The organism is Methylobacterium sp. Leaf113 (assembly GCF_001423325.1).
GTDB lineage: Bacteria > Pseudomonadota > Alphaproteobacteria > Rhizobiales > Beijerinckiaceae > Methylobacterium.
This window is the reverse complement of sequence record NZ_LMNJ01000036.1, coordinates 1-26,988: the sequence shown is the minus strand read 5'-3', so window position 1 is coordinate 26,988 and position 26,988 is coordinate 1. Positions and strand designations below refer to the sequence as shown.

Annotated in this window: 22 protein-coding genes, 6 pseudogenes and 1 other annotated feature; of the genes and pseudogenes, 11 read left to right on the top strand and 17 right to left on the bottom strand. The window is 60.8% G+C overall.

Annotated features, from left to right (window positions below):
* Together ASF60_RS18050 and ctrA are read right to left on the bottom strand one after the other, a co-directional pair.
* Positions 1–238, bottom strand: a pseudogene (locus tag ASF60_RS18050) (porin family protein); the annotation flags it as partial.
* Between the two features lie 379 nt (positions 239–617).
* Positions 618–1,319: a response regulator transcription factor CtrA gene (ctrA, locus tag ASF60_RS18045; protein WP_056188220.1), complete on the bottom strand. Its 702-nt coding sequence runs from the start codon at positions 1,317–1,319 to the stop codon at positions 618–620.
* A 287-nt stretch (positions 1,320–1,606) separates the two neighbouring features.
* Here ctrA and ASF60_RS18040 point away from each other — a divergent pair.
* Positions 1,607–2,360, top strand: a pseudogene (locus ASF60_RS18040) (IS6 family transposase).
* An 86-nt stretch (positions 2,361–2,446) separates the two neighbouring features.
* On the opposite strand, the gene ASF60_RS18035 reads toward ASF60_RS18040, so the two are convergent.
* Positions 2,447–2,680, bottom strand: coding sequence for a hypothetical protein (locus tag ASF60_RS18035; protein WP_156376096.1), 234 nt, complete (start codon positions 2,678–2,680; stop codon positions 2,447–2,449).
* 169 nt (positions 2,681–2,849) lie between these two features.
* Between ASF60_RS18035 and ASF60_RS24715 the strand changes: the two genes are divergently transcribed.
* Positions 2,850–3,095 (top strand): hypothetical protein, encoded by a 246-nt coding sequence (locus tag ASF60_RS24715; protein WP_156634266.1) that lies wholly within the window; start codon positions 2,850–2,852, stop codon positions 3,093–3,095.
* A 13-nt stretch (positions 3,096–3,108) separates the two neighbouring features.
* Here the strand turns inward: ASF60_RS24715 and ASF60_RS18030 are convergent, their stop codons facing one another.
* Together ASF60_RS18030 and ASF60_RS23990 are read right to left on the bottom strand one after the other, a co-directional pair.
* Positions 3,109–3,432 (bottom strand): cupin domain-containing protein, encoded by a 324-nt coding sequence (locus tag ASF60_RS18030; protein WP_056188215.1) that lies wholly within the window; start codon positions 3,430–3,432, stop codon positions 3,109–3,111.
* Between the two features lie 1,046 nt (positions 3,433–4,478).
* Entirely contained in the window at positions 4,479–4,748 is a 270-nt protein-coding gene (locus tag ASF60_RS23990) for a hypothetical protein (protein WP_082503868.1), read from the bottom strand.
* 257 nt (positions 4,749–5,005) lie between these two features.
* Between ASF60_RS23990 and ASF60_RS24710 the strand changes: the two genes are divergently transcribed.
* A complete protein-coding gene (locus tag ASF60_RS24710; protein ID WP_156634264.1) occupies positions 5,006–5,182 on the top strand; it encodes a hypothetical protein in 177 nt (58 codons plus the stop codon).
* 47 nt (positions 5,183–5,229) lie between these two features.
* On the opposite strand, the gene ASF60_RS23985 is transcribed toward ASF60_RS24710, so the two are convergent.
* The 4 genes from ASF60_RS23985 to ASF60_RS18010 all read right to left on the bottom strand — a co-directional run bounded on the left by ASF60_RS23985 (position 5,230) and on the right by ASF60_RS18010 (position 7,914).
* Positions 5,230–5,550 carry a GCG_CRPN prefix-to-repeats domain-containing protein gene (locus tag ASF60_RS23985; RefSeq protein WP_082508061.1) on the bottom strand — a complete coding sequence of 107 codons (321 nt, stop codon included), beginning with the start codon at positions 5,548–5,550 and terminating at the stop codon, positions 5,230–5,232.
* 915 nt (positions 5,551–6,465) lie between these two features.
* Positions 6,466–6,726, bottom strand: a complete 261-nt coding sequence (locus ASF60_RS18020; protein WP_056188208.1) for a hypothetical protein — start codon at positions 6,724–6,726, stop codon at positions 6,466–6,468.
* A gap of 148 nt (positions 6,727–6,874) precedes the next feature.
* Positions 6,875–7,309, bottom strand: a complete 435-nt coding sequence (locus tag ASF60_RS18015) for a hypothetical protein (protein ID WP_056188205.1) — start codon at positions 7,307–7,309, stop codon at positions 6,875–6,877.
* 5 nt (positions 7,310–7,314) lie between these two features.
* Positions 7,315–7,914 carry a recombinase family protein gene (locus tag ASF60_RS18010; protein WP_056188202.1) on the bottom strand — a complete coding sequence of 200 codons (600 nt, stop codon included), beginning with the start codon at positions 7,912–7,914 and terminating at the stop codon, positions 7,315–7,317.
* Positions 7,915–8,670: 756 nt separating this feature from the next.
* On the opposite strand from ASF60_RS18010, the gene ASF60_RS18005 reads away from it, so the two are divergent.
* The 4 genes and pseudogenes from ASF60_RS18005 to ASF60_RS23975 all read left to right on the top strand — a co-directional run.
* Positions 8,671–8,946 (top strand): hypothetical protein, encoded by a 276-nt coding sequence (locus ASF60_RS18005; protein WP_056188198.1) that lies wholly within the window; start codon positions 8,671–8,673, stop codon positions 8,944–8,946.
* Between the two features lie 123 nt (positions 8,947–9,069).
* Positions 9,070–9,221: pseudogene (locus ASF60_RS26280) on the top strand (MucR family transcriptional regulator); the annotation flags it as partial.
* A gap of 1 nt (position 9,222) precedes the next feature.
* Positions 9,223–9,637: MucR family transcriptional regulator (locus tag ASF60_RS18000; RefSeq protein ID WP_244478493.1), on the top strand; the 415-nt coding region annotated here is incomplete at its 5' end.
* A gap of 541 nt (positions 9,638–10,178) precedes the next feature.
* A pseudogene (locus ASF60_RS23975) lies at positions 10,179–10,295 on the top strand (IS6 family transposase); the annotation flags it as partial.
* A gap of 368 nt (positions 10,296–10,663) precedes the next feature.
* Here the strand turns inward: ASF60_RS23975 and ASF60_RS17990 are convergent.
* The 4 genes from ASF60_RS17990 to ASF60_RS24700 form a co-directional block, all read right to left on the bottom strand.
* A complete protein-coding gene (locus ASF60_RS17990; protein WP_082508059.1) occupies positions 10,664–11,392 on the bottom strand; it encodes a sigma-70 family RNA polymerase sigma factor in 729 nt (242 codons plus the stop codon).
* 602 nt (positions 11,393–11,994) lie between these two features.
* On the bottom strand, positions 11,995–12,519 hold the full coding sequence (locus tag ASF60_RS17985; RefSeq protein WP_156376082.1) for a hypothetical protein: 525 nt from the start codon (positions 12,517–12,519) through the stop codon (positions 11,995–11,997).
* A 537-nt stretch (positions 12,520–13,056) separates the two neighbouring features.
* A complete protein-coding gene (locus ASF60_RS25210; RefSeq protein WP_056188187.1) occupies positions 13,057–14,607 on the bottom strand; it encodes a family 16 glycosylhydrolase in 1,551 nt (516 codons plus the stop codon).
* Between the two features lie 343 nt (positions 14,608–14,950).
* A complete protein-coding gene (locus tag ASF60_RS24700) occupies positions 14,951–15,187 on the bottom strand; it encodes a hypothetical protein (protein WP_200941001.1) in 237 nt (78 codons plus the stop codon).
* 721 nt (positions 15,188–15,908) lie between these two features.
* Here ASF60_RS24700 and ASF60_RS17975 point away from each other — a divergent pair.
* Positions 15,909–16,142, top strand: a complete 234-nt coding sequence (locus ASF60_RS17975) for a hypothetical protein (RefSeq protein ID WP_056188184.1) — start codon at positions 15,909–15,911, stop codon at positions 16,140–16,142.
* Between the two features lie 142 nt (positions 16,143–16,284).
* Here the strand turns inward: ASF60_RS17975 and ASF60_RS17970 are convergent, their stop codons facing one another.
* The gene (locus tag ASF60_RS17970) at positions 16,285–18,009 is read right to left on the bottom strand and encodes a glycosyltransferase (protein WP_056188181.1); all 1,725 of its coding nucleotides are present in this window, start codon (positions 18,007–18,009) and stop codon (positions 16,285–16,287) included.
* Between the two features lie 4 nt (positions 18,010–18,013).
* Positions 18,014–19,444, bottom strand: coding sequence for a hypothetical protein (locus tag ASF60_RS24695; RefSeq protein ID WP_156634262.1), 1,431 nt, complete (start codon positions 19,442–19,444; stop codon positions 18,014–18,016).
* Between the two features lie 423 nt (positions 19,445–19,867).
* Here ASF60_RS24695 and ASF60_RS17960 point away from each other — a divergent pair, with 423 nt between their 5' ends.
* The 3 genes from ASF60_RS17960 (at position 19,868) to ASF60_RS17950 (ending at position 25,602) form a co-directional block, all read left to right on the top strand.
* A complete protein-coding gene (locus tag ASF60_RS17960; RefSeq protein ID WP_082508056.1) occupies positions 19,868–20,929 on the top strand; it encodes a CgeB family protein in 1,062 nt (353 codons plus the stop codon).
* Positions 20,926–24,558, top strand: coding sequence for a glycosyltransferase family protein (locus ASF60_RS17955; protein ID WP_056188175.1), 3,633 nt, complete (start codon positions 20,926–20,928; stop codon positions 24,556–24,558). The genes ASF60_RS17960 and ASF60_RS17955 overlap by 4 nt, the downstream gene beginning before the upstream one ends.
* Positions 24,559–25,206: 648 nt before the next feature.
* Positions 25,207–25,602 (top strand): calcium-binding protein, encoded by a 396-nt coding sequence (locus ASF60_RS17950; RefSeq protein ID WP_056188172.1) that lies wholly within the window; start codon positions 25,207–25,209, stop codon positions 25,600–25,602.
* A gap of 132 nt (positions 25,603–25,734) precedes the next feature.
* Here the strand turns inward: ASF60_RS17950 and ASF60_RS25795 are convergent.
* Positions 25,735–25,867, bottom strand: a pseudogene (locus ASF60_RS25795) (IS3 family transposase); the annotation flags it as partial.
* A 1-nt stretch (position 25,868) separates the two neighbouring features.
* Positions 25,869–26,988: pseudogene (locus tag ASF60_RS23965) on the bottom strand (IS3 family transposase); the annotation flags it as partial.
* Positions 26,665–26,781, bottom strand: a sequence feature (AL1L pseudoknot). (Overlaps the previous pseudogene by 117 nt.)

The following is a 26,988-nucleotide window of genomic DNA, read 5'->3' as shown; positions in this document are numbered from 1 at the left end:
CGAGGCCGTTCGGGCCACGCACGAGGTTCGGGAACACGTTGTTGTAGACGTTGGTGTCGCGGCTGGAGGCGTCGAAGCCGTAACCGGCGTTGAAACCGGCGTAGAAGCCCGTCCAGGTGAACACCGGCACCGGCACGAACACCGGCGGCGGAGCCTGGCGACGCGGAAGGTCGGCTGCAGAGGCGGCGCCGGCGAGAAGAGCCGTAGCAGCGCTGGCGAGGATGAGCTTCTTGATCATGGTCTGTCTGCCGGGGAAATCAGATGCGCACTCTCGGTGCGGTGTGATCGGAACTTACCGACAAGGTAGACCTCACCACTAGTGCAGGCGTGCAACACCTAGAACAGATTGATGAAGCTCTCGATCGCCAAAGAATGCGTTAGGTTTTTACTTACCATATTATTTTGGACCGCAATAACCCACGAAGAACGACTTGGTTCCAAAAAAAACAGCCTGCAAGGCATGAAGCCGCAGGCTGTCAGTTCGTATTGATCTATCCGAGGACCAGAAAGGACAGATCTGTCGCCAGACAGCATCCTCCTGCAAATTTCCGCAAGCCGAAAGAAGCGGCATTGCTCAGCTACGAATGATGGGAGCGCTGATCCTGTACCCGATACTTTCAGCCAGCTAAGGCCTGCAGCTCTGATACTCCGTCGTGGAGTACATAACCGCGGCCCCAGACGGTCTCAATGTAGTTCTTGCCGCCTGAAGCGTTCGCCAGCTTCTTGCGTAGCTTGCAGATGAACACGTCGATGATTTTCAGCTCGGGCTCGTCCATGCCGCCGTAGAGGTGGTTGAGGAACATTTCCTTGGTCAGCGTCGTGCCCTTCCGCAGAGCCAGAAGCTCCAGGATCTGGTACTCTTTGCCTGTGAGATGCACGCGGTGACCCGCAATGATGGCCGTCTTCTCGTCGAGGTTCACGGCAAGATCGCCGGTGGTGATCACCGACTGGGCGTGACCCTTCGAGCGACGCACGATCGCCTGAATGCGCGCGACGAGCTCGTCCTTGTGGAAGGGCTTCGTGAGGTAGTCGTCGGCGCCAAAGCCGAGACCCTTCACTTTGTCCTCGATACCGGCCATGCCCGACAGGATCAGAATGGGGGTCTTGATCTTCGAGGCACGCAAGGATCGCAGCACCTCGTAGCCTGAGATATCGGGCAGCGTCAGATCCAATAGGATGATGTCGTAGTCGTAGAGCTTGCCGAGATCGATCCCCTCCTCACCCAGATCCGTGGTGTAGGTGTTGAAGCTCTCGGATTTGAGCATCAGCTCGATGCTCGCGGAGACGGAGGCGTCGTCCTCGATCAGCAGCACGCGCATGGCCAGGATTCTCCAAAAGTTGAGGCATCCTGAACGGGCATTGGCAACAAACCGTTAAGGTTCAGCCGAGGCTCATCGTAGCAACGGTCGTGAGCACAGGGAAAAGGAGCTTGTCGCAAACCGTGCCGTGAGCCGCAGCAGAGGCCGATTTGCCGCGTTTTCGGGTTTTGTTAACCGTCTGAAGTCCGAAGCAGACCCGAGGGGTCTGTCGCAAACGCGAGTGTGCGGTCGTTTACCCGACGTTGACCCTACGGCCTGCATGGCGCCTCCGTTTTCGGAGGCCGCCCATGATGCTGTCCGCTATCGCCGCCAAGCTGAAGCAGCGCTCCAAGGCTGACTTCAAGGGCCGGCACCACGAGGCGGCCCTGATCGTGCAGGCCGTCTCATGGTATCTACTCTATCCGCTGAGCGACCGCGACATCGAGGAGTTGTTCTGAGGAGCGTGGCCTGGAGATCGATCACAGCACCCTGAACCGCTGGGTCGTGGCCTACGCGCCGCTGATCGAGAAGCGGTTGCCGCAGTTCCGCAGACCGCACTGCGGCTCGGTCCGGATCGACGAAACGGACATCAAGGTGCGCGGTGAGTGGCGCTACCTCTACCGGGCCGTCGATAAGCACGGCAATCCGGTCGACGTCCTGCTGACCGCCAACCGCGATCTCGATGCGGCCAAGCGCTTCTTTCGCAAGATGCTTTCGTCCGAGCCGTTGCTCGCCCCAGACCGCATCGGCACGGATGGCGCCGGCACCGACCCGCCGGCCATCGCCGAGAGCCGGAAGGCGGGCCTGCTGCCGGGAACGCCGATCCACTCCGTCACCAAGCATCTGCAGCAGGGGATCGAGAGCGACCACTTCAGGGTGAAGCGGCCGATGCCGCGGGTGGGCGGCTTCCGCTCGTTCAACACGGCGCGGCGCACGATCCAGGGCTTCGAGGCCATGCTCGGGCTGCGCAAGGGCTTCGGCTTTGCCGGCGCATGGACCGTGCGCGAGCAGAACCGATTGCTCGCGGTCTGCTTCGGACTTCCACAGGCGAACAAAGCCTGAAAATGGGGAGGTAGAGGCCTTTCTGCGCCCCATACCCAAGCTTGCAACAGGCCCGCTAAATCACGCCCAAGCCCGTCAGCAGCCCGCTAATGCCATTGAGAACGGTCTTTTGGGCCGACCATATCGACGTGGGCTTCAATCGCGGCTTTAACCTTGGAAAGCCCGGCTTCGGCGATGTCAGCGTAAGGGCAGAGCTTCGCCATGTCCCGCGCCCGCCGCCGCGCTGTGTGGGGCTTTGCGACAAGGCCCACGGCTACGGCGTCGAAGTACATTTTCCACTCGTCGCGGCTGTACGCATCCAACGTGGTCGCCCCCATCACGTCATGTGATCCCAAAGCCGCCTCCTAGCCGACGAGTGCTAACAAAATCGCGATCCCAGCCATAACCGCGCCTATGCGAACGGGGGGCGGGGGTCGCAAGGTGCGACTTCATTGCCTCAAATGTCGACCCTGATTATGTGCCCGCAGCCTTATCTGGTAACGACTGGTCATGCCTTCTTTAAAAAGCCAATCCCACCCCTTCAGCGTTCATCTCGCAAATTCCAAGGATGGAACTGACCGCTTCATCTGGCTCATCAATCAAAAAGGTGGTCCACGAAGATTCTCTGGCAGCAGCTTTGCAACGTTTGAAGAAGCGCGTGTCGCGGTCAAAACCAAACTAGCAAGCTTAGTCATTGAGTGGCTTGCTGCTCAAAACGTAAATAAACTGAAGACTGCCGAGTTTTGCGCTTTGTAGCTGCTTAACATTCTTACTTGGCGAGCCCTATCAGGGCTTCCGCGCGCTTCACCTCGATCTCGATGAACGCGATAGGGTGATCGGATCCATTCATCACATCGTGTCGAATGCCGGCAGGTCGGCTGTAGGCTTGTCCTGCTGCCAACGAGGTGTCAGTGACCTGATCTCCGTCGTGAACCCTCAGTATGCCAGCCATCAGCATCACGACGAAATAGGGCCATCCGTGCTCATGCCACCCGGTGACCGCACCAGGCTCGAAGTCCCAGCGTGTAATCCGTAGGGTTGCATCTTCCTGTTGGATAGTAGCCACGGCGGGGATTGTGCACGCGAAGGCCATGAGTGCTCCTTCCTGAGCCTGGATGGTCCCGAGGACGCCTTGGCTTTTGCAAGCTGTAGGCCAGCTTGGCGACGATAATGTGGGCTCAGCTAAGTCATAGCGCAGGGAAGTCCTGCTCGTTCAGAAACGAAGCTTCTATCTCACCCAATTTCTGGGCTTCAGCCTCAGTTTCATAGGAGTCCGGCGCGCGGATCTTGTGTGCGCTCTCGGACGAGAGAAGTAGCCACCTATAGCGATATTCGTTCAGTGAACAGCGCCGCGTTACGACTCGGTAAGTTGGCTTTATTTGTTCCAGCATGTCGTTGCCATGTCATGCAGGCACGGCGTGACCAAGGCCGGGTGAACCCTGCGTCACTTCCCGCCCCTGCACATCTCAGCTTGTGATCTGCATCCCAAAAGGGACCCACCGGCTTCGTTTTGGATCAGGCGCTTAGCGTGCCGATCGGCGTCTAAATTGTATTCTGGATCACACACGTGGCTTCTCCCAAGATCCCAGCGGCTACCCTGGACCGCCTCGCCAAGCTCCTGCCCCACCTTGCCAGCGAGCATGATGGAGAGGTGGTCGCGACGGCTCGTGCCATCGGTCGGACACTCACCGTAGCGGGGTTGGACTGGCACGATCTCGCAGGAGCTATCCAAGCTCCGCTTCTTGAGGCCACCATGTCGGCTGCGCCGAAACGCTCCTCGTCGTCCGCCTTCAGAGACATCGACCCTTCCGCATCTTGCAGCCGGCCGGGGATGCGCCTGTGGGATACACAGCGTGTTGAGCCCTGGAGCCGGGCCGCCGGCTACACTCTCACCCTCGACTGGACGATCCCAAAGGCGTTCGGAGGTCGCTTCCTAACCAAGGCCGAGCGGGTTCGCCTCAAGGCGTTCGAGCGCTCCGTCCGTGTCACCAACGCAGATGCAGTTTGGATCGAGGAGGTCGTCGCTCTCGCGCATAAAGCCGCTGTAACATGGCGCGCCAGGGGGAAAGCAACATGAGCCCAGACACGAAAACGGCGAGGCTTTCGCCCCGCCGCCGGTCGTCTCAAAGGTGTGAAGGCTTAGCGCCGGGGGCCACCTGCGGTTTGGCCGTACTGCTGAACCACAAAGTTCGGCTGACTGGCGTTGCCTTCCTGGGCGCTGTCGTGGCCACGACCATAACCGATAGAGCCGGTGGTGATGTCGTCGTAGCTGCGGCCCTCAAGGCCACCAGGGGCCGTCACGGCAGGGATGCCAGCGGGAGCGGTGTAGCTCTGGGCCAAAGCGGGCGAAGCAATCGCGCTCACGCTCAGGACGACAGCAGCAACAGCAGAAGCAATACGAGTGTTCATGGCACAATCCACTTGGGTTTGCGCGGTCTCCGTCGAAAGGCGGCTGGCCGTGACTTGTTCAATGACCTTGATCTAGGCCTGTCTCAGTCGGAATGACGTGCCGTTTCGCACTCATGCATCAAACCAAGATTTCGAGTGGAGGAGCACGACCCATGATCCGACCGCGAACGACCGTACTCATCTCCGCGGCGCCTCTTGGACCCGAAGCAGCGCCTGCCCTGCCGTGACGGCAGGCCATCGTGCCGATCGCGGAAGCCATGCAGAGCCTCGTTGCAGCCGTTGAGGAACAGTCGACTGCTGGCCCGGCTGTGAAGGCATTCCAGGCCGCGATCCGTCGCAACGCCGAGGAGGCTGCAGAGGCTGGTGGGCGCGAGGCCATGGAAGCCGCTCCTGATGGCGCGGAGCGGCGCGAAAATATCATCGACAAGGCATAGGCAGGCTTGAACGGCTGGCTGTCAGGGGCGCGCCAGCCGTGACGTCCTCAGTAGCCGTCGTAGAACCGCCGAGGGCGATCGTACTCATAGCTGCCGCGGCGGCCATAACTGTCTCCGTAGCCGTAGGGCCGTCCCTCGTAGAACCGGCGTGGTCCACCATAGCCGTAGCCGCGGTCATTCGGACGGCAGCGGCCCCATGGATTGGGATGGAAGCCAGGGCCGCAGCCTCCAGCGACGAACTCGACCACAGTATCACCGCGGCCTTGTTCGAAGGGATCGAACGAGAGGTCAGCGGCCTTGGCCGACGTCGCTAAGCCGAGCCCAGCAACCACCACAGCAGCTATTCTCAGCACCTTCACGCGCGTCATGACCTGAACCCTGTTGGCGTCCGATCTCAGCCTCAGCTGACCGGAGAAACCATAGGCTGCGCCCCAACCGCTGAACCGATACTGACAGAAGCGCGGCCATTCCGTTCAGGCAGCCTCAGACCGATGATCCCGAGGTGCTCTGCGTTGAACCCGACTGAGCGCGCCGCCTACAACGCCGGCATCAGTCCAGGCAGCTCATCACCGCGGCAAGCCTATCCATTCGGGCCTCTTGCCGTCCTGCCACCAGCAGCCGAAGGTCAGGCCATCGCCCAGGCAAGCACCAAGATACCACCTAGAAACATCCCGTAGGTGGCCACGACCGCGGCGACCTCGCGGTGATGGCGTAAGACGGAGCGAGTGAGTGACATTAGACGGGACCAGGAACAGGCGTGCGGCGTCTTTTTGATCGGCCAACTGTGCCAATGTGAGGGCCTCTAGCGCCTCAATGCACGAGAAACGTCCGCCGTATCGTGGCGGTCACATAAGTGTTTCGACTTGCGGCTTTCGCCGGACCGTCAAAATTTCGGATCTCTGGCGGTTGGGTTCTTATCGAGCGCCTGGATCACTGATTGCTCCGGCTACCGCAGCGGTCAGAGCTGCGGTCATCATGCCGATGAAGGTCACCGTGATCATGTCTCAGGCCCTTTGGAAGTGTGGCTCGGGCGCACCAGAGCGGTTGAATTTCGATATGCCTACCAATTCGTTTACGGGTGGTTAACCCTTACACGCAGCAGAAGACCCGCCGCGGCGGTGGCCGGGCGGGTCTCAAAGTCGGATCAGTGCGGCTGGGCCCTTACAGGCTCAGGAAAGCGTGAGCCGAGCCGACGATGGTGAAAGCAAGGCCTCCGGCAAAGGCTGCGATCATCGCGTAGGAAAAGCCTTTCAGCAGCATGGGGCGATCCTCGTGCTCCCCGATCAGCAGCGGTTTCCGCCGGAGGTCTGACCGTATTGCTGGGTGGGGAAATTCTGCTGGTTGGCATTGCCCTCAGCAGCCGAACTCATCGGGCAGCCGAGATAGGCCGGGGGACGGCGCACCTCGTTGACCGAGCCCGTGGTCTCGACATCGTAGGGTGCGAACGCCGTGTAGCGGGAGGGGCTGTCGTAAGCCATCGCGGACGAGATCGGAGCAACGCCAAGGACAAGCGCGGTGGCGAGGGCGGCGATACGGGTCTTCATTGTGGCTTATCAACTCCATTACAGGACGAACCAAGTCGTTGGCCCGTTTCTCTCTGTCTGAAGCTAAGATGGGGTGTCATTCTCATTCTTGACGTGCCGCTCAGCACGTAGTGAGCCGGATTAACGCCGAGGTCCGACCAGGAGAACCTCAAAAGCGCGGATAGGGACCACCGAAAAGATCCCCCAAAGCTTTGCGCCTGAACAAGGTATACCAGCGTCGGCGCTGATGTTCCGGTCGATCGTGGTTCATGTGGCAGCGCTGACAAAAGGCGGCGAGGTTCTTGGGTCCGTTGTTGGCCGTGTCATGGTCGCGGTGCCCGGTTGCCAGGACCACGCGCGTGGTCCGGACACGCCCGAGGATGTCGTCGGCTCCGATCGCCAGACAGATGAAGTGCCCGGTCCCATCGCGCCAGGAGACAACCTCTGCGTCCCACCAGCGACCGTCGCCGAGATGGAATACGGTCTGCCCATGTGGGCGGGCACAGACCTCGCAGCGCCCCTTCGCCCGCTGGAAGCGGATCACGGCCGAGAGCTGGGGCCAGTCGATGGGGTAGAAGAAGCGGTGCTCGCGCCGGATCGGCATGCGCGTCAGTCCCGCTGTGCTGCTGCAGCTGCGGCGGCTTGGCTGCGAGCTCTCGCCTGGGGGAAGTAGCTGTAGAAGGTGTCCCGGCTCACCCCAAGGCGCTTGGCGATGGCCGCGATCGAGATCGTGCCCGAGTGCAACAGGGCGCGACCCACCTCGATGTCGGCTTCCGTGAGCTTCTTGGGCCGTCCTCCTTTGCGACCGCGCGCCAGGGCCGCCTTCAGGCCCTCCATCGTCCGCTCGCGGTTGAGGTCGAGGAAGTACTCGGCCATGGCGCCGTGCATCTGCAGGGCAAAGCGTCCATGCGCCGTGTCGCTGTCGAACTGCTCGGTGAGGGAGCGGAAGTGGACATCTTTCACGCGAAGCGAGTCGATGGTGCGCATCATCTCAACGAGCGAGCGACCGAGCCGATCGAGCTTCCAGACCACCAGCACGTCGGTCGGCCGGAGATAGGCGAGTGCTGCTTCGAACTCGGGACGCTTGGTCCCAGCTTTGCCGGACTTTTTCTCCTCGAACAGGCGTTCGCAGCCGGCCTTGGTCAGCGCATCACGCTGCAGGTCGAGGTTCTGGTCGAAGGTGGAGACGCGAGCATATCCGACGAGCATGTCGGGATAGTGATTCAGGCACGTTTAATCCGCAATAGAAATCCGGTCATATTTTCCTGACACAACCCTGCTTGCATGAGGCCAATGTCGGGGTGTCGGTTTCGCAATGTCGGGAAAACGATCGTTTTTAAGACATCAGGCATCCTCAGCGTCTGGTGCATGGCAGGCGGGGCGGAACGCTAAGAGGTGAGCCCCGCCTGCGCCTGGATCGCGGCCTTTACCTTCGCCAATCCCGCCGCCGCGATGTCGGGATAAGGACAGTCACGCGCCGCATCTCCGGCTCTGCGACGTGCTGTGTGCGGCTTCGACAGTAGCGACCCAGCGGCAATCGCCTCGAAGTAGGCGGTCCAGTATCTTGGTCCCATCGTACGCACCCCGCTCGATGATCCCTGTGATGTCGACGGCATGAGCTTTCCCCAGCGACCAGACGCGAAAGGCGTCTACATCCTATCGGACTGGTGAACGTCGTCTCAACCGTCTCGATCTCCTGATTCGATGGCCTTAACCGACCCGGAGGGCGATGACGTTCGATCCGGGTTCGCCGTGACCCACGAAGCGCCGTGACGGCCTCGGCGGGATCGGTGTCAGGATCGCGGCCGATACAGGCTGTAGCGTCGTCTCCAGGTCCAAGGCGTGCTGGAAAGCGTCAGCCACCACGGCCATCCGGTTGTTCGACGAGGCCCACGACGAACAGGAGCGGCCGGAAGCGGCGGTAGTGCGGCGTGGTTCACATTGAAGGAAGCTCCTGGGCGGCCGATGACATACACGCTTCACCGCCTCGCCCCCGGCAGCTACGATCTCATCCTCAACGGCGAGATCGTCGGCAGTGTGGTGCGTGCGGCCTCAATCGATGGCGGCGCCCCTATCTGGCATGCCGAGTTGCTGGATGATCCGCCATCCGAGAAGCGACCGCATCCATTTAGCAAGATTGACCATATCTTCGGGAGGCTCCAGGCAGTCACGGCTTGGCTCGACAATGGCGAAATCATCGATCGCATACGCAGTCCAACGCCGGAATTACCGCGCCTATGAAACAATCTTATAAATTTGAATTGTAAATATAATTCAAGTAGTACGATGGTGACGGTTCCGTTATTTTGAGAATTGAGTTTTGTATGATAATATTCGTACCGTTAGAATAAGAACGGAATTTGAATGTCTGAAATCTCTGAAAGTCAAGTGCTCGGTTTCCTCGGACTCGCTGCCGATATCACCTCCGCTTACGTGTCCAACAACTCAATTCGGCCAACCGATCTGCCGGACCTGATCCGCTCCATCCACACGGCACTCGGCAGCCTTGCTAGCCANATACACCTCCGCTTACGTGTCCAACAACTCAATTCGGCCAACCGATCTGCCGGACCTGATCCGCTCCATCCACACGGCACTCGGCAGCCTTGCTAGCGGTGCGGCACAGGCGTCCAAAGAAGCTGAGGTCGAAAGGCCGACTGCTGCTCAGATCCGGAAGTCCTTGACGCCGGACGGCATCGTCAGCTTCCTCGACGGCAAGAGCTACAAGACCCTGAAGCGTCACCTGACGGGCCACGGTCTTAATCCCCAGAGCTACCGTCAGCGCTACGGCCTACCGGCCGACTACCCGATGGTCGCCCCGTCCTACGCCGCCATACGCTCGAAGCTGGCCAAGTCGATCGGCCTCGGCAGGATTGCCGAACGCATCGATGAAGAGCAGCGCAAAGGGAAGGGTCGCAAGAAGGCTGCCTGAGCGCTCAAAGCTACAAGGAGGCTGTTGTCTCATGCGCCCTACACCCTCGTGCCGGGCTCTTGCTGCGCGATTCATGTAGATCACGTCAAAGGGTGATATATCGTCTTCTTGGAAATCCTCAGCAAATGAGACCGGAGGAGATGGGTGTCTAGAGCTTAACACCCATTTCGCCCACCGATGTGATCGGCGCTGAGCAATGCGCTGCTGCCAGTTCAGAATACCCCGCCTAGTGCCTTCGTGTATGCGCATTCGGATGTTCTTGGCTGACGATGAGCAACCTGCTCCGGCAATTCTATATGCCGGAGCAGGTGAAAGGGTTGCCGAAAATTTGTACTGAGATGTGCAATTATCCCGGCTACCGCAATATTTTTAGAAAAGACATTAACAACTGGCAAGAAACGATTGCGGCTACTAGACCTAGCGCATGGTCTTACAAGGCGCACAGACCTCATAGGCTCTGTCGCAAACGCGAACGCGCCTTCGTTCACGGGATCGTGAGCCATCCCTGACCAGCTTGCCGCCTCCGCCTTGGAGCCAGCCCATGGTCCTGTCCGCTATCGCCACCAAGCTGAAGCAGCGCTCCAAGGCTGACTTCAAGGGCCTGTACGACGAGGCGGCCCTGATCGTCCAGGCCGTCTCCTGGTATCTGCGCTATCCGCCACAAAGTGATGAAGGCGCGGCCTGGAGATCGCCGAGGGTGCGATCCCTCAAGACGGAAACAAGCAGGCTTTCGCGGTATCCGTTCGCAACGAAAGCAACCTTACAATTTACACTCAGAGCCAGCCGCACGCACGACCGGAGCCCCAAAGGCGGTCATCAGCACCTGTAAGAACACCAGTTCGTCCTCGACCTCGGCAAGCGTCAGGAACCCGGCGCGAGCATGAAGCGGGCCTGAGCCAAGACGCACGACGAGATCAAACCGCCCATCCGGCTGATCAACGATGCTGTAGGTAACCGTCTGAGCCATCGGCCTACCTACCCGGGCTAAACACGAGGGGATTCACGAAGGCCGTGCAGAACGACACCTCAGGCTGTCGCTCGCTCCGCAACTACCCCAATCGCATCGGCTAGGAATGCCCGTGCGCGACTGACCCGGCTCTTCATGGTGCCCGTCTGCGTACCGAGCACGACAGCTGCGGCCTCGTAGGTCATGCCTTGGCCCGCCACGAGCAGCAGGGCCTCACGCTGAGAGGCAGGCAGCTTAGCCAGAATAGCCCAGACCTTCTTCAACTCGATCCCATGCTCTTGAGAGGGGAGCGTGATCAACTGCGCGGCGGCAGCTCCATCTGCATCCTCCACCTCGCGTTTGGCCTTGCGGCACTCGGTGTAGAACTGATTGCGCAGAATGGTGAAAAGCCAAGCCTTGAGGTTGCTGCCCGGCTCGAAGCGATCTTGGCTCTTCCAAGCCTTCAGCAGCGTCTCCTGCACAAGGTCATCCGCGCGGGTGGGATTGAGCACGAGCGAAAGGGCAAAGGCGCGCAGTTCCGGCAGGGCAGCGAGTAGGTCGTCCCGGAACGCCGTCGCAGCGGTAGTGCTCTGGGCGGTAAGTACCTCATTCAACCGTGCGATCAGATCCAGGAGCGACGGTGGCTGCTCTTCTCCTGGAAGAGACGCATAAAGGTCCTGGAGCTGGCGTCCGAGGTGATCTCGGACAGGCTCAGGTAGAGAGGGACTGGCCACTGTAGTGGCACGTTCCTCCCTAATGAGCCTGAGCTGTGCCGGCTTCGACCACCGTTGCTGAAGGTCCGTGCTCATATTGCCCCGCTTGTCTCCCCCCGCGAGCTAGCGTGCTTAGGAGATTTCGGAAATTGCAGGCTGGAGTTGTTGGCATACCAATTCTGAATGATGCCTAACAGACGTCTTACTCGATGTTCTGAACCGTTTCTGCCGACATCGCGTTACTGGTGGCCGTTAGAGACTCGACATCACGTAATGAGGAACGCTCATGCGTATGCGAAACCTTCTACCCCTCATCGGCTTGCTCGCGCTTGGCGCTTGTAATGACGACAAGAAGGCCGAGAAAACCAACGCCGCAAACCCGCCGGCGGCTACCGTTCCAGCGCCTACAGCGCCCACTCCAGCGCCAAGTGCCCCTGTTACACCGGCTCCCGCTACCAAGCCGGCCGGCCAGTGACATGAAGCTCAGCCTCATGTCGCTTCTATCCTAGCGGAGGCGATCGGATCGAGGTGACGCTATCCTCAAGGGTAGCGTCGCCTTTTTTCGTAGGGGCCTGATGGTGTGGACGACCCAAACCGCTGCGATGTCAGAATACAGACCTACCAAGCAAAAAGGCGGCGCAAGCGCCGCCTCTGAAGTCCTTCGCAGCCTTCAAATTCAAGGGCTGCTAAAGCTTGGTTTAGGCCACGAACAGGCCGTGATCGGCGGACGATGAGGCATAGAAGTTGAAATCGTGCTCGCCAAGAGCCTTGCCATTTAACGAGTTGACGGCAAAGTTGTAGTGGTCCCCGGTGTGCGTGTCGAAGATGGAGTAATAGTACACCTTCGCAGCGCCGGAATTAGCTTGAGTGGCAGCTTCGCCAACCATCTTGACCTGCGAGCCCTCTCCGAATCCGCTGAGATTGATGAAGTCGTGCTCACCAAAGTTGCCGGAGTTCGCAACATCGCCATCAGCACCGTGGAAATCGGTGATGTAGGTCGCGAGCTTGGAGAAATCACGCGTTGCAGCGTCGGTGGTCTGACCGTATTTAGCAGCCAGGACGAAGGTATCGTTTCCAGCGCCACCGTAGTACTGATTGAAATCGGCATGACCCTGAAGCTGATTGTTGCCCGAATCGCCAGCCATCTTATCTACATCACCGCCGTTACCCTGGATTTTTCCATGAGCATCAGGAGCGACCGTCTGACCATCGACCGTTGCCATTGTATATCCTCCCAGTGCACCAAACCAAGACGTGGTGCCGTATGCTGAAACTAGCGGAACTGTTAATGCTCAATGGCGGACTTGCTTTCAGCCGCTCATAACGATTCGTTAATAATCTCAAAGAGGCGCGTCAACGTACAAGTATACCGATACGTATTTTCTGCTGAATTCATCCGTTTGGATTACGTACTTGACCCTGACCCAGCATACTGGTCCGCGCTGAGCGCGAGCTTCTTGGGTATCCCGAACCCTGAAAGAGGGTGAATGCCATGCCTTGCAAACGCTTCACGAACGAACGATGTCGGGAATACCGTCGTTTTACCGACAAATACCAGGCATAGTTTCGAGGACGAATAAGATGACGAAGCATAGAAAACCCGGCAGTCAATGAAACTGCCGGGCTGATGCGTGTTGAAGGTTCAACCGAACGATTTGGGTCTACAGAAGGTCGTCGTTGGCCCAAACTCGGACGTAGTCGACGTTCAGCTGCGTGGTCGGCATAGAAGCGTCGTACTTGCCCGGCCAGCTGGCCGGTNTCTACAGAAGGTCGTCGTTGGCCCAAACTCGGACGTAGTCGACGTTCAGCTGCGTGGTCGGCATAGAAGCGTCGTACTTGCCCGGCCAGCTGCCGGTGTCACCCACTGCCAGGTTGACCAGCATGTACATCGGCTTGTGCATATCTGCGGGGGTGGCCAGCTCGGCGACTTTCGCGCCGTCGATGTACCATTCCAGCGTGTCTTTCTGCCAATCGACCCCGAAGGTGTGGAAACCTTCCGTCAAATCTGCCGTCTGCACCGGCGTACTGGTCAGCCTCTGGCCGGCGACCGTGGAGTGCACCGATGCGTAGGCGGTGTCCTTGTCGTGGCCTAGGAACTCCATGACGTCGAGTTCGGTCGTACCAGTGCCGTCGGCGTTCAGCATCCAAAAGGCCGGCCACATGCCCTGGCCTGCCGGTAGCTCGGCACGGATTTCGAAGTAGCCGTAGGTCTGGGCGAACGACTTGGCCGTGGTGAGCACACCCGAGGTGTAGGCCAAGTCCAACGGGTTGCCGTCGTGATCCGGGGCCGCCGTGATGCTGAGGACGCCGTTCGAGACCGAGAACGGGTTCGTGCCGACGGATTTGTCGGAGTAATACTGCGCCTCGTTGTTGGACCCCAGGGTGCGGTACTCACTGCCGATGCCCAGCGCGCTCTTCCACACCGTGCCGTTGCCATTAGCCGAAGCGCTGAGGGCGTTGAACTCGTCGGAGAAGCTCAAGCTCATGCCCGGATGCGATGGGTCCGCTGGCAGGGCGAAGTCGCCGGCCTTGAGGTTCGTGAGCGCCACGTTCTGCAAGGTCAGCGTTTCGCCGCCACCGAGCGCGATGACGGTATTCGAACCCACCTGACTGGCCGCCATCTTCAGCTCGGCGAAGCTGTGCAGGTTGACCCCCTCGAGACGGACCTTGTCGACGCCGGAGGCGAAGTCGGTGATGACGTCGCTGCCCTCGCCCTTGGCGATGACGAAGATATCCGCCCCGCCGCGGCCGGTCAGGATGTCATTGCCGGCCTTGCCGTTGAGGGTCTGAGCCCCACCATCGCCAATGAGGACGTTGTTGAGGCTGTTGCCGGTGCCGCTCTTGGCGTTGCTGAAGCTCAGGTTCTCGACGTTGTCGGGCAGAGTGTAGTCGCGCCAAGCGATGATGACGGTATCGACGCCGCCGCCAGGCGCTTCGACGACCTGATCGCTCGATTGCCAGATGTGATAGGTGTCGTCGCCGGCACCGCCCTTCAGAACCGCACCACCCTTGTTCCAGCCCCAGATGTCGTCGTGCCCGGCCGTGCCGCTGAGGGCCTGGACGCCATTGTTGGCCTTGATCGTGTGGGTCGGTGTGGCACTCCGCCCCCGTGGACGAGTTCCAGCCTCGCGCCGATAGGTGTCGTCGCCGGCACCGCCCTTCAGAACCGCACCACCCTTGTTCCAGCCCCAGATGTCGTCGTGCCCGGCCGTGCCGCTGAGGGCCTGGACGGCATTGTTGGCCTTGATCGTGTGGGTCGGTGTGGCACTCGTGCGAGCTGTCTCGCCCGTCTCAGCGGGCGGCGCAACCACGACGGGCGTTTCTGTGTCTTCTTCGAAGACAAGATCGTCGGATGTAAGCGCACTTCCACTATGGACAGCGTTGAAGCGACCGACCGTCGCGCCATTCTCGTGGATCTCGTAGGTGTGCAGCGTACCCTGTCGGCTGATCTCAATCACGCTGGCGTCTGTGGCAAAGCCTTGAAAGACTAGCGTATCTCCGCCCGAAGCGCCGGCTCCTTGGAAGTCAGTGATGCGGTTGAGGGCCGTTCCCGTCAACATGGCCGTGCCGGCCAAATCTGCCTTGCTGAACACAAAGAAGTCCGCCCCGGCCCCGCCTGTTAGGGTGTCGACGCCGAGCCCGCCAGTGATGGTATCATCGCCACCGCCACCATTGATCGCCTGTTAGGGTGTCGACGCCGAGCCCGCCAGTGATGGTATCATCGCCACCGCCACCATTGATCGTGTCGTTGCCTGACGCACCGATGATGATGTCATCACCATCCCGGCCGGCGATCAGTTGCGAGCGCGTCCCGCGTGACGATACGTCGATCCGGTCCGCGCTTGCAGTACCAGCCGTATATTGTGAACGTGATGAATTTGCATAAGTCATTATTTATTTAAGCTCCAAATTACACGGAGCATACATAGAATGCTACACCAAATATGATACTCATTCAGATATTTCATAAGTATCAAATTAAGTTTAGCTGACTATTTATGCCTATATACGATCATTTTGAATTTCTAACGCAAATTTAAAAAAACTATACTCACAATCGTGTCATAGAATACTATATCAATAATGAAAAATTATTCCGACAAAACAGATCATAAAACATTTTCTTCCAGAATATTCATTCAACATTGCTTCTAGATGGAATAGGTCCTCAATTTGAAATATCTTATAAATTAGCAATTCAATGACTATCCTTAAGATCTCAGGCGATTTAAAATTAATTTAATACATATTGCGCAATGTTTTGTTTGTCTTAGATTTGTTATCCCGATTTGATATGAATTTACACCGTTAAAGAGCTATCGATATAATTGTATTCGGCAGCCCTGCTGGAAGTATGACCGCTGCGAAATTACCTAAGCTAGGACAAGCCAACGGCCGGCATGCAAGGAAAACGATCGAATTACCGACATATCGTTTAGGTTGCTATTGAGCCCTAGCAGGCGCTGAGAGGACCTGCTTTCCGGCATCTTGACGGACGAAGACCTATAACCTTGATGGGTGGCAAACAGACTCTGGCTGTTGCTCAGCATGGGCATGGACTCCTTCGTACGATAGGGGACGATCCTCAACCCACCCCATCGCACTGGAAATCATGGCGAAGTGCAAGCGCGTCGCGTACCTTGTACAGGTGAGCAAGGTTGGTAGCGTATCCGACCGACCCGCACGCATCTTCTACGTGGTACTTACGCAGATCGCTGACGATGCGCTCCGACAAGTTCAGGCGCTGTGCGACGACAGCGAGGAGGCCAGCCTCGCGGATGGCTTCCTCTCCACCACAACAGCCCGTACTCTGCGCCTGATGCCGGATCAGCCTCGACGGCTGTAGTGCCTTAACCCTTGGTTGTCGGAACTGACTTAGTGATCCAGCCCGTCTTACCATCCGCGTAAAACTCGACGAGGCAGCTGTTCTTCCCGGCCTCGCTTTCCCTTTCAAGGCTTAGCTAAATACCTGAACGCCTGATATCATTTTACATTTTCTCTATAATCAGGTCGGCGGCTGCCGCCGCAGAAATGTGTGAGGTGTCGAGTAGAGGAAGACTGAGTTCCTCCGCTAGGCGCCGGTATGTCTCAACCCGCTCGACACTCATATGCTCGCGGGCGTGGACATCGCCCCGCGCGATCATTCGCGCCACGGTCGTGGGCCGATCCGCCCAGCACATGATCGTGCGGGGGTAGGGCGCCCAACCGGCGCGATAGGTCGGCGAGAGAAGTTGGGACGCGGTGAACCAATGGCGATCGAAGACCACTGGGCCGTCGGGAGCGTGTCGAAGGGCGAGCGCCACAGCTGCATGTGCGACAGCATCGGCCAGGGCGTGCTCGCCCCGCCCGGCCAGGAGAACCATAAGGCCGCCGATCTGACCGCCAAAAGGATTTAGGACCGTTGCTCCAATCCGTCGTGCGACCTCCCGGGCGATGCTGGACTTGCCGGAGCCGTCGAGCCCATCGAGGACGAGGGCAATGCGCGAGGTCTGCTCGGTCTTCTCCTGGGCCCGACTACGCGTTGAGGGATAGAGCCGTCCTTCGCGACGTCCATGTTCGAGGTAGTGCAATACGCCCTGCCAGGGGCGCCCGAATAGGGCTGCAAGATCCGCGTGTAGACGGATATATCCGGGAGGATCGAAGTCCCCAGGTACAGGGCCATGCTCGACCACGAGCTCCTCAATGCGCGTCGTCGCCCAAGCTGGACCAGTCTCGTCCGCGATCCCGCCTCGGATCGCCGCCAGGAGATCGGCTGTATAGGCTTCCCAGGTGAGGCCACGGATGCGGGTGCGCCCGGCACGCGCGCATCGTGCAGCACGGTCGGGGGCAGCCCGCATGGCCGTCACGGCGGCCGCGATGGCGGGACCCGTCGCGATATCAATTACCTGGGCAGTAACGTCGTGCTCAGCGAAGGCAAGTGTGCCGTGCGGGGTGGTGACCAGGGGCGTTCCGCTGGCCATAGCTTCGGCGGCCGGATTGCACCAGCCTGCCTGGAGCTCGGCGCTGCAGAATACATCGAGGCCGGCGTAGAAGTCGGCGAGCGCTTCTCCGAACAGGGGTCCGTGCCGAACGATCCGTCCTGATACCAGGAGATCGTCTGGAGGCGGCGCCTCCCGCGGATCAGGATGCCCGAACCAGTGCAATTCCCAATCGGCGCCGAGTTCTCGCAGAGCACCCACTAGGGCGCCCGGATTTTTGTTCGCAATAGCGCCGAGGCGGTATCGCCCGATGCGTGGAGGCCGGACAATGGAAGGTGCGAACAAGGTCGTGTCGACTCCGCCCACGACTTGATGGAACGGTCTGCCGAACGCGGCCAAATCCGCCTCTGACCAATGCGCATTGTTGACGAGGATGAGGTCGGGTTCGAGGGCCTGCGTCACGCGTTGATAGGCATCACGACGGCCGGGACCGTTCAAAAAATGCTGGACGCGCAGACCCAAGCGCGGGTGGCGCAGGGTTGCGAAGCGCGCCACAATGGCGTCGGGAAAGCCGCCGCCCGGCACCATGACAGCGTCCCAGGTCTCGTCCAGCGCGGCCTCGCGCGACAGTTGCCGGAGAGCGCTCGCGAAGCCAGCCGGCTGGTGCTCGCCGCCCTCGCCTAGCACTAGGAACGCGAGTTCGCCGCCCCAACGTGCCAGGATCTGCCCGACGCGCTCGAACCGCATCAACCCTCCGGTCAGGGCCAGGTGATCGCAGGCAACCAGGAGCCGCATCGCGCTACGTCCGCTTCGAGGGAAACAAGCCTCGGAATGCCCGGCCGAGGCGAATGGCCGGGCCTAGAGGCTCCGGTGGCGGCATCACGAGACTGGCCTCGGCCCGTACCAGCGCGGCCTCCAGACGCTCCACCTCGCGATCGCGTTCCGCCGCATAGGCGATGACGCGGTCGGTCCGCGCCCGCGCGTCTTCAAAGGCATTGATAAGTTCAGACCGTTCGGTCTGCAGGGCTGTAACCTCATCGGTGAGGCCCCTTGCGTGCATCAGCAACTGCGCGCGGGACGCAGGGTGCGTTGAGGCGAGCCAAGCAAAGTCGCGGTTCGTCTCACGCCCGCTCACGACTTGCTGAAAACGAGCTTCTCGGTCGAGACGCTCGGCGATGGCCGCATCGGAAAGATGGACCCCAAGCGGGGCGGTAGCTGCATGCAGCAAGGTCAGGTAGGTCGGATCGATCTCTGGTGCGGGCCATCCGGTGATGGGTGTCGTGAGGAAGGTATCGACGAGGCCGCGTACGAGCAGGTGCCCGAAGTCGAGGGGCGTGTCGAGGTTCCATTCCAAGTCGATGAAGGTAGCCCGGTCGCCATCGACGAGTAGGTTGCGCGGAATGGCATCAAAAGCGTGGCCAGGCAGGCGGGTGTCAACCTCGGGCACCAGGTTGCCAGGACTGGCATCCAGGAATTCGGCGCGGAGGGCGGTGATCCATCGTTCCGCCCACGTTGCTACGTCGGCCTCGGTCCAGCCGTTGCAAGCTAAAATTTCCTCTAAAGTCTCGGGCCAGGGCTGGCCGGGCGCGAGGGCCTCAGCCGGAAATCGATTGGTGATACCGGCCGCGCTGCGCGTCAGCCCGGGTTGACGCGGCACACGAAGGACCACCGGAGGTCCTCCTTTCTGAGCCAAAATAGTCGCGACCTTATTAAACTCCGGCCGTCGTTCATGGCCAATGTGCAAGGCGAGACGATGATCCGCTGGGAGCGTAACGGCTGAAGCTATAACGAGCACGGCTGGTGCACGATCCGCGAGGTCACCTGCCTCCGCGATGCGCCGCCAAGCCCTACGCCCGTCAGATGCTTCTCCGGCTAAAGCTCCAGCATCAAGCCCCGAATTCGGCGACAGGCCATGTTCGGACAGGATGGTGCGCGCCTCACGATGATTTGGAAATGGAAACCACCAGTGCTGGTGCACGAGGCCGGCTCCCTCCAGCAACTGACGCAGTTGGGTCCAGGCGCTCGTCCGGCTGCTTGAATGCGATGAGAAGTCCTGCGCAGCATAAGCACGGCGTTGGTCCACCGGCCCATTTTCCAAGGCCAGGACCAGCCGACCGCCTGACCGTAAGCTTTGCAGGATCGCGCGCAACCAATGCAGAACGGGATCGTCCGTTGGGATAAAACCCTGCGGGCCTGGGACGTCCAACATAGTGAAGAGATCGAAGGCCACGATCGTGTCGTAGACAGGGGACGCGTCAAGAGGCTCAGCCTCGGATGGCATTCGACTGTGGCAGGTCAGTGAGTTCGCAAGTTCCGATGCACGACCTCGTACACTCTGCACAACCGATCCAAGCAGGAGTACGTCCCCAGATAGCATATCCTCGACAGGCAGCAGGATGTTGGCTGCCGTAAGGTCGTATAAGCAACTCATCTCGGATGCAGGCCCGGTACGAGCCGGTTTAGACACACGTTCCTCGCCACGGATTGCCACTTTATCCCGATCACATTGCCGAAAGGCAATTCCTATGGTGCCTATCTTTCCTGGGCATAGAGCTGACATGAGGTTTCATGGACAACTCTGGGAGTTGAAGTTATTACTCCTCTAAGAAGGAAGTCAAACACCCGCAACGCCAGCCGCCGATAGGCGAAATGAATGAATTTCGCACCGCATATCAATTCTGATACAGTCCGTATTTTCGTAACAAGTACGACCTCTGATGCAATCAACGTCAATCCTGCGATCAGATCTTATCTGATTGAGGGGCTGATAGATCGGGTTGGACCGGCCGCCGTCGCTCACGCACCGCTGGAACTGGCGTGTGAGCGGGTGCAACGCCTGCGCCCAACGCTGGTGATCGCAGTTGGCAGTCTCGTGCCTGATGCAGCTGGTCTTGGTGCTCTGCGCCGGGCCGTCGATGCCGTCGGGGGGCAACTCGCGTTCTGGCTCACCGAAGATCCCTACGAATTTGACTACGCCTTCAAAGCGGAGATCCTCGCCGACATCATCTTCTCAAACGATGGCTGGGCAGCCCACCACTACAGGCACGGCTCAGTGCATCATCTTCCGCTGGCCGCATCCCCAACGCGTCACCTCCGTCCCATCCGTCCAGACCTGCCGCGCGATATCGCAGTCTTTTTCTGTGGTGTTGCCTATCCGAACCGCATTGCGCTGCTCCGACAGGCGGACGAGCTTCTGTCCCGACACCCAGTGGAAATTCTTGGGTGCGACTGGCCGGCCGATTTGCGCTGCGCGAGCAATCGACGCCTGACCGCGGACGAGATGGCGGACCACGCCGCCGCCGCCTGGCTGACGTTGAACATTGGCCGCGACCTCGACATTGCGAACCGACGCTTTGCCCTGCCACAGGCGACCCCAGGGCCGCGTACCTTCGAGGTGGCGTTGTCGGGCTCGACGCAGCTCTTCTTCACTACTGGTCTAGAGATCTGCGACGTCTTCGAACCGGAGCAGGAGATCCTCCTCATCGATAGCCCCCGCGACATCGCGCGGGCTATCGAGCGAGTACAGGATGAGCCAGCCACGATCCTCGCAATCGCCGAGCGTGCGCAGCGGCGGGCCCTGCAAGACCACACCTACGCATGCCGGGCCGAGCGTATTCTCGATCTCTGCGGCCTTCGTACCTGCGCCACACCCGTGGGCTTGGGAGACTTGTTCGCAGGGTCCCATATGGAGCCGCATGGATCGGTACGCGTATGACTGGCCTTTCGATCCTGCTCCTCGACACGGAGCCGCGGACCCACAACCATTACATCGCCCTAGCCATAGCAGACGCTCTACGGCGTCATCCCGACGTGGCGCGGGTGGTCGTCGCGCATCATGGCGTCGCGCTTGCGACCTTCGTGACGGAAGGACTCGACACCTTCCTGGCCTTTGGTGGGGCCAAGATGCACGCGCCCCTGCTTGGCCGGCTTGCGCGTCTGGCCCAGCTCAGCATCCTGTGGACGACCGAGGACCCCTACGAGCGCTCGTCGAACGTTCGCTTCTCCGACTGCTTCGACATCGTCTTCACCAACGATCGCAGCAGCGTTGCCGCCTACGAGGGCCGCGCCGTTCATCTGCCCCTGGCCGCGAGCCCGCTCTTCCAGGATTTTGCCGTTGGCGGGGACGACCGTCATTATCTCTACGACCTGCTCTTCGTCGGAACCGCCTGGCCCAACCGGGTCGCTAGCCTGAACACGATCTTGGGGCTCCTACCCGCCGATCTGCGGGTCAAGATCGCTCTGCCCTGGAACGTCCACCTTGGCCCGCCCAACCTTCACGATCGTTCGATTGCCACGGATTGGCGCTGCGGTAACGTCGATTTCGCCCGTTTGGCGAACCGCAGTCGCGTCGTGCTCACCCTACCACGCGTCTTCACAGGCAGCGCGGCCGAGCAGGCTGCCGGATCGACGCCGCCGCCGCGCCTGTTCGAGACCGCCCTGGCTGGTGGCTTTCAGGTCATGGTTTCGCCTGAGCCAGAGGTAAGGGACTATTACACCGCCGGCGTGGAATTTCTGCTCTGCATGGACGATACCGAGGCGGCGGACGCCATCGCCTGCATGTTGGCGGCGCCCAAGAAGCGTCTAGCCCAAGCTCGTGCCGCGCGCGCCCGAACGCTGGCCGAGCACCTCTACGACCATCGCGTTGCAACGATGCTGGAGCGGAGCGCCGCGTATCGACGGCGTGTGTCCCCCCTCGATGGGGGGACACTGGCAACGCTCCCGCGGAAGACCGTGCTCATTCTCACTCATAATCGGATGGGCCAACGCGAGGGCGGTGGCGTCGAGGTCTATCAGGAGTCGCTCACAGGACTCGCAGACCGCTACGACCTGCTGTTCTTGTTCCCGGTGTTCCGGGGCGAAGAGTGGGAGATGCGCCTTGAGGGCCCGGGCGTCGCGCTGAGCCTACCCTGTGGGCCCGTCGGCTTGCCTCGACTTACCGATCCAATCGTAGAGGGGCAGTTCACCCGCATCCTGTTCGAGCATCGGGTGGACCTTCTTCATATCCACCACCTGCTGCACTGGCCCTTGAGCCTGCCCCTCATCGCCCGTGCCTGCGGCGTGCCGGTAGTCTATCACCTTCACGACCATTACCTGATCTGCGAGCGATGGCTCCTGCTCGATCACAACGGGCGCTTCTGCGACGTGGCCTATCGCGGGCGCGATCAGTGCGATGCCTGCCTCGCCGCCAGTCACAACTACCCCGCTGGGGCAAAGGCACGCCGTGACGCGTTCCTGGGGCATGTGGTCGGTGCGGTGGATGCCTTCGTGACCAGCACACCCGCTACGGGCGCCTACCTTCAAGCCTTTTACCCACAAGTTACGTCCGACCGCATCGCCGAGATCGCGATGTTGACCCCGACGCCGTCCTACGCCGTGCCCGAGGAGCGACCTGGCGCGGATGCGCCAAAACCCCTCGTCGTCGCGGTGATCGGAAACTTTACTCACCACAAGGGCGGGGATGACGTCATCGAGTTGATCCGGACCTGCGAGTCCTATCCTATCCATTTCCGGATCTACGGTCAGGTTAGCCCCCATCATGCGGGCCGCCTGCGCGGCCTGCCGGCAGAGCGCGTGACAGTCTATGGCGCCTACGAGCAGCGCGGTATCGTTGCGCAACTACAGGGCTGCGATGTCTCCCTTCACCTCTCGATCTGGCCCGAGACCTACCTGATTGCGCTTACGGAGGCGTGGCAGGCCGGCCTCGTTCCAATTGTCACCGACCTCGGTGCCCCCGCCGAACGGATCAGCGACGGAATTGATGGCTTTCGGGTGCGGCCGCACGATCCCGGTGCTGTCCGGGCCAAGCTCTTGGCCCTTCATTTCGACCGGGAGCACCTCGCAGATCTGCGCGCTACCATTCGGCGCAAGGTGTTCCCATCGGTGGAAGCGCATCTCGATGCCCTGCACCAATTGTATGCCAGCCTGATTGCCCAGCGGCCCTGTCCACACGACCGCATCCCAAACCGACGACCGAACACCTACGATCTGTCTTTTGACGATCTCGCCCTTCAGGTGAACGCGCCGTCCTGGGTGAGCAGCGACGTCCTCTGGGACCGAAGCCGCGTCCCGGATAGCAGCGGCTTTCCAGACACCTTCCCGGCGGTTACCTGCATCGACACCCTTCCGGACGAGGACGCAGCCAAGCCCGCTCTGGAGCGTCCCCTGAGCCATCCGGCCCTTGCATGGGCCCTTGATGGTCTCTGGACTGACCAGCGCCGCCGCCTGGACCGAAGCGGACACGCCGTTGTCTTTCGAAGCCTCTCCTTGCGCGGCTGGATGCATCTCTCGGAGAGCCGGGGGCCTTACCGGACCTACCTACGCTTCAGCGATGGAGTAAGCACCTCCTACGCTCCCCTGCGAACCGAGAGCCGACAGGACGTACTGGAACACCTGCAAGCCTTCGCGGCTCAAGATGCTGGCTTCGCTGGACAGGTAGACCTGACTGGTCTGAGCTTCGGAAGCCATGCGGTGGACCTGATCCACGTGACGGCAACCCACCGCGTTATCATCCGCGGCTTACTGCGGATTTTCGCCGCCAGCGATCTCGACGTCGCGCGGGCTGGCCACTTCCGAGCCGTGCAGAAGTCCGGCCAGGACCCGGAAACGGCGCCGCGTGGGGCTTCACCGAAGCGCATTCGGCAGAGCCTACCTATCTGCGACGGCGTGCTCCTCGGCTCGTCCGCGGAGCTATGGGCCTTCGAAGCCTGCCTGCCCAACGCACCAGCGGAGGCGGTCCAAGTCTGGCTTCAGGGTCTCGACGGCACGAAGCTACGGCTCGACGCAGAGGCGCACGCCGCTCCAGACGGCACGCTCCGTTTCGTGGCTGCACTAAGCGGACTGCAATCCTACCCTTATGAGATTGTTCTGCGCACCGGCCGCGACAATGGTTCGGCGATCTTGCTACCAGACAGACTCCAGATCCGCGAGCAGCCCGGCCGCTGCCGGGAAACCGAGACGCTGCCCGCCTCCTTCCGGCGCCGCTTCATCAAAACGATCCGGCGGGCGCCGAACCTCAACGTAGTGACGCTCTCTACTGAGGAGGACCCGCGTCGCGTTCGGTGTCAGGGCTGGGCCTTCCTGCGCAGGCTCGGCCCCGCTCTCTGCGTGGTAGCTCGCTGGGAAGAAAACGGACAAGGCCGGATCTGCATCGGTGCCCCCGTTGAGCGGCCAGACATCGAAGCGCATCTGGACACGGCGATAGCCCGCACCGCAGGTTTCGATCTCGTGATCCCGGTGCAGGCCGTAACCAGCGGGCGCGTTCGGTTCTATCAATGCTACCGCTGGCGTACGGTAGAGTTCACGGGCTTCCGCGAAGCACTGATCATGGCGCTTGACGTCGCTTAAAGCGCGATCTGTCAACCTAACCGATGTATTCTACAACATTCGACTAACACGTGGCCCTGTATCGGTAAGGCCGCGTGGCTGTCAGATCAAGAAGATTAAATTCGGAGCAGCTTTTCCTGACTAGTTTAAGCGTCAAGTGCACAGTCGGATACTCAGCCGAGGGCAGGCGCTGATCCGTGAGCGCGGCGCGACCTTGAACGGGAGCGGAGCCACATCTGCCGTACGCCTTCGGTGAAGGCCGCGATCGCGACCGCGGCCTTCACCGAAGGCGTACGCCGTATCAGCCAGTCCGCGCGGCGCTTGACCTAAATCCAGGTCCGTCATCCTGAAGGGATCAAACGGATTTGGTATGCGACACGCCTCGTCCGAACCTCTTTTACGTCGGCGCACAGCGCAGCGCCCAGGGCCGCGCCATTTTGCGTTAGCGGCAGGCTCGGCAGCCGCACTGGCACGCATCTACGACCACACTGGAATCACGTGCTCCGAGAAAAATCGGAAGTCTGGCTTGCCGGATTCTCCCGGATAGATTAGGCAATAGCCAGCGAAAGCGCGGCTCGACTCGGCACGATTAATTGCTCCGAAGGCTATCGCGCGACGACGTCTTGAAGTCGCAAACTGTGATTCAAGCTGACCTAAGGAGATCCTTCGATGACCTATCGCCTGCCTGCCGCCCTGTTTGCCACCGTCCTCGCCCTCGGTGTCGCCGCCCCGGCGTTCGCCGCCCCCGCCACCGTCGCGGCGTTCGATCCCGACAAGGACGGCACCATCGACCTCAAGGAGGCCCAGGCCGCCGCGTCCATGAAGTTCGACATGCTCGACCCCGACAAGGACGGCACGCTTGACGCCAAGGAGCTTACCGGCCTGATGACGGCCGCGGAGATGAAGGCCGCCGACCCAGATACCGACGGCACCCTAGACAAGAAAGAATACCTCGCCGTGGTGGCCGCGCGCTTCAAGGCCGCCGACCCGGATGCCGAGGGCACCATCGACGCCAAGGAGCTCTCCTCGCCCGCTGGCGCTTCCCTCGCGACGTTGCTGAAGTAGGGTCGCCTCACGGGGCGGCCGCCCCTCAAGCAGTCCCGTATGCGGATCAACCTCGTTCTGCCGGCCGCCCTCGTGATGTTAACAAGCGCCGGGTGAACCGCGCCGGGTTTCCCGGAGGCCATTTGGTTTGGGTCAGGCCGCCAAGGCTTGGACCTCGGCCTGGGCATAGTAGCGCGCTTCGGCCTCGGCGGGCGGGATATTCCCGATCGGTTCGAGCAGGCGGCGGGTGTTGAACCAGTCGACCCATTCGAGGGTGGCGAACTCCNAGTAGCGCGCTTCGGCCTCGGCGGGCGGGATATTCCCGATCGGTTCGAGCAGGCGGCGGGTGTTGAACCAGTCGACCCATTCGAGGGTGGCGAACTCGACGGCCTCGAAAGACCGCCACGGGCCGCGTCGATGGATCACCTCGGCTTTGAACAGGCCGTTGATCGTCTCCGCGAGGGCATTATCTTAGGAGTCGCCAACGCTGCCGACGGACGGCTCGACACCAGCCTGGGCGAGCCGCTCGGTGTAGCGCAGCGCAAGGTATTGCGAGCCCCTGTCGCTGTGGTGCACGAGCCCACCGCCCTGTACGGGACGACGCTCGTGCAGGGCTTGCTCCAAGGCATCCAGCACGAAGGCAGCGTGAGCCGTCCGAGAGACCCGCCAGCCGACGATGCGGCGGGCGAAGACGTCGATCACGAAAGCCACATAGACGAAGCCAGACCAGGTCGCCACGTAGGTGAAATCGCTGACCCACAAAGCGTTCGGGCGCGGTGCCTTGAACTGGCGGTTGACCCGATCGAGCGGGCAGACCGCTGCCGGATCGGGGACCGTCGTCTGGACCGTCTTGCCCCGCACGACACCCTTCAGTCCCATCGCCCGCATCAGCCGCGCCACGGTGCACCGAGCCACCACGATCCCGTCCCGGCCGAGCTGCCGCCAGACCTTGCGCACCCCGTAGACGTGGAAGTTCGCCTCGAACACGCGCCGGATCTCGACCATCAGCGCCGCGTCGCTCTTGGCCCGTGCCGGTAGCTTCCCGGGATCGGCACGTCGCGCAGCATAGACATGGTACGTCGACGGGGCGATCGGCAGCACTTTGCAGATCGGCTCGACCCCGTAGGCATCGCGGTGCTCGTCGATGAACGCCTTCATCGTTTGAAAGGGCGGTCGAGCTCCGCCATCGCAAAATACGCGCTGGCCTTCCGGAGAATCTCGTTGGCCTGACGCAGCTCGCGGTTCTCGCGCTCCAGTGCCTTGATCCGCTCGCGTTCGTCCGTGGTCGGGCCGCCCCGCACGCCCTTGTCTCGCTCGGACTGCCGGATCCAGTTCCGGAGCGTCTCGCCCGAGCAGCCGATCTTGGCCGCGATCGAATTGATCGCCGCCCATTGCGAGGCATGCTCC

What these genes read in the sequence shown, in the direction of transcription:
- ctrA (WP_056188220.1), bottom strand. Translation starts at nt 1,319, where the DNA reads ATGCGCGTGCTGCTGATCGAGGACGACGCCTCCGTCTCCGCGAGCATC.
- ASF60_RS24715 (WP_156634266.1), top strand. Translation starts at nt 2,850, where the DNA reads ATGCCTTCTTTAAAAAGCCAATCCCACCCCTTCAGCGTTCATCTCGCA.
- ASF60_RS18030 (WP_056188215.1), bottom strand. Translation starts at nt 3,432, where the DNA reads ATGGCCTTCGCGTGCACAATCCCCGCCGTGGCTACTATCCAACAGGAA.
- ASF60_RS23990 (WP_082503868.1), bottom strand. Translation starts at nt 4,748, where the DNA reads ATGAACACTCGTATTGCTTCTGCTGTTGCTGCTGTCGTCCTGAGCGTG.
- ASF60_RS24710 (WP_156634264.1), top strand. Translation starts at nt 5,006, where the DNA reads ATGCAGAGCCTCGTTGCAGCCGTTGAGGAACAGTCGACTGCTGGCCCG.
- ASF60_RS23985 (WP_082508061.1), bottom strand. Translation starts at nt 5,550, where the DNA reads ATGACGCGCGTGAAGGTGCTGAGAATAGCTGCTGTGGTGGTTGCTGGG.
- ASF60_RS18020 (WP_056188208.1), bottom strand. Translation starts at nt 6,726, where the DNA reads ATGAAGACCCGTATCGCCGCCCTCGCCACCGCGCTTGTCCTTGGCGTT.
- ASF60_RS18015 (WP_056188205.1), bottom strand. Translation starts at nt 7,309, where the DNA reads ATGCCGATCCGGCGCGAGCACCGCTTCTTCTACCCCATCGACTGGCCC.
- ASF60_RS18010 (WP_056188202.1), bottom strand. Translation starts at nt 7,914, where the DNA reads ATGCTCGTCGGATATGCTCGCGTCTCCACCTTCGACCAGAACCTCGAC.
- ASF60_RS18005 (WP_056188198.1), top strand. Translation starts at nt 8,671, where the DNA reads ATGACATACACGCTTCACCGCCTCGCCCCCGGCAGCTACGATCTCATC.
- ASF60_RS17990 (WP_082508059.1), bottom strand. Translation starts at nt 11,392, where the DNA reads ATGAGCACGGACCTTCAGCAACGGTGGTCGAAGCCGGCACAGCTCAGG.
- ASF60_RS17985 (WP_156376082.1), bottom strand. Translation starts at nt 12,519, where the DNA reads ATGGCAACGGTCGATGGTCAGACGGTCGCTCCTGATGCTCATGGAAAA.
- ASF60_RS24700 (WP_200941001.1), bottom strand. Translation starts at nt 15,187, where the DNA reads ATGACTTATGCAAATTCATCACGTTCACAATATACGGCTGGTACTGCA.
- ASF60_RS17975 (WP_056188184.1), top strand. Translation starts at nt 15,909, where the DNA reads ATGGCGAAGTGCAAGCGCGTCGCGTACCTTGTACAGGTGAGCAAGGTT.
- ASF60_RS17970 (WP_056188181.1), bottom strand. Translation starts at nt 18,009, where the DNA reads ATGCGGCTCCTGGTTGCCTGCGATCACCTGGCCCTGACCGGAGGGTTG.
- ASF60_RS17960 (WP_082508056.1), top strand. Translation starts at nt 19,868, where the DNA reads ATGAATTTCGCACCGCATATCAATTCTGATACAGTCCGTATTTTCGTA.
- ASF60_RS17955 (WP_056188175.1), top strand. Translation starts at nt 20,926, where the DNA reads ATGACTGGCCTTTCGATCCTGCTCCTCGACACGGAGCCGCGGACCCAC.
- ASF60_RS17950 (WP_056188172.1), top strand. Translation starts at nt 25,207, where the DNA reads ATGACCTATCGCCTGCCTGCCGCCCTGTTTGCCACCGTCCTCGCCCTC.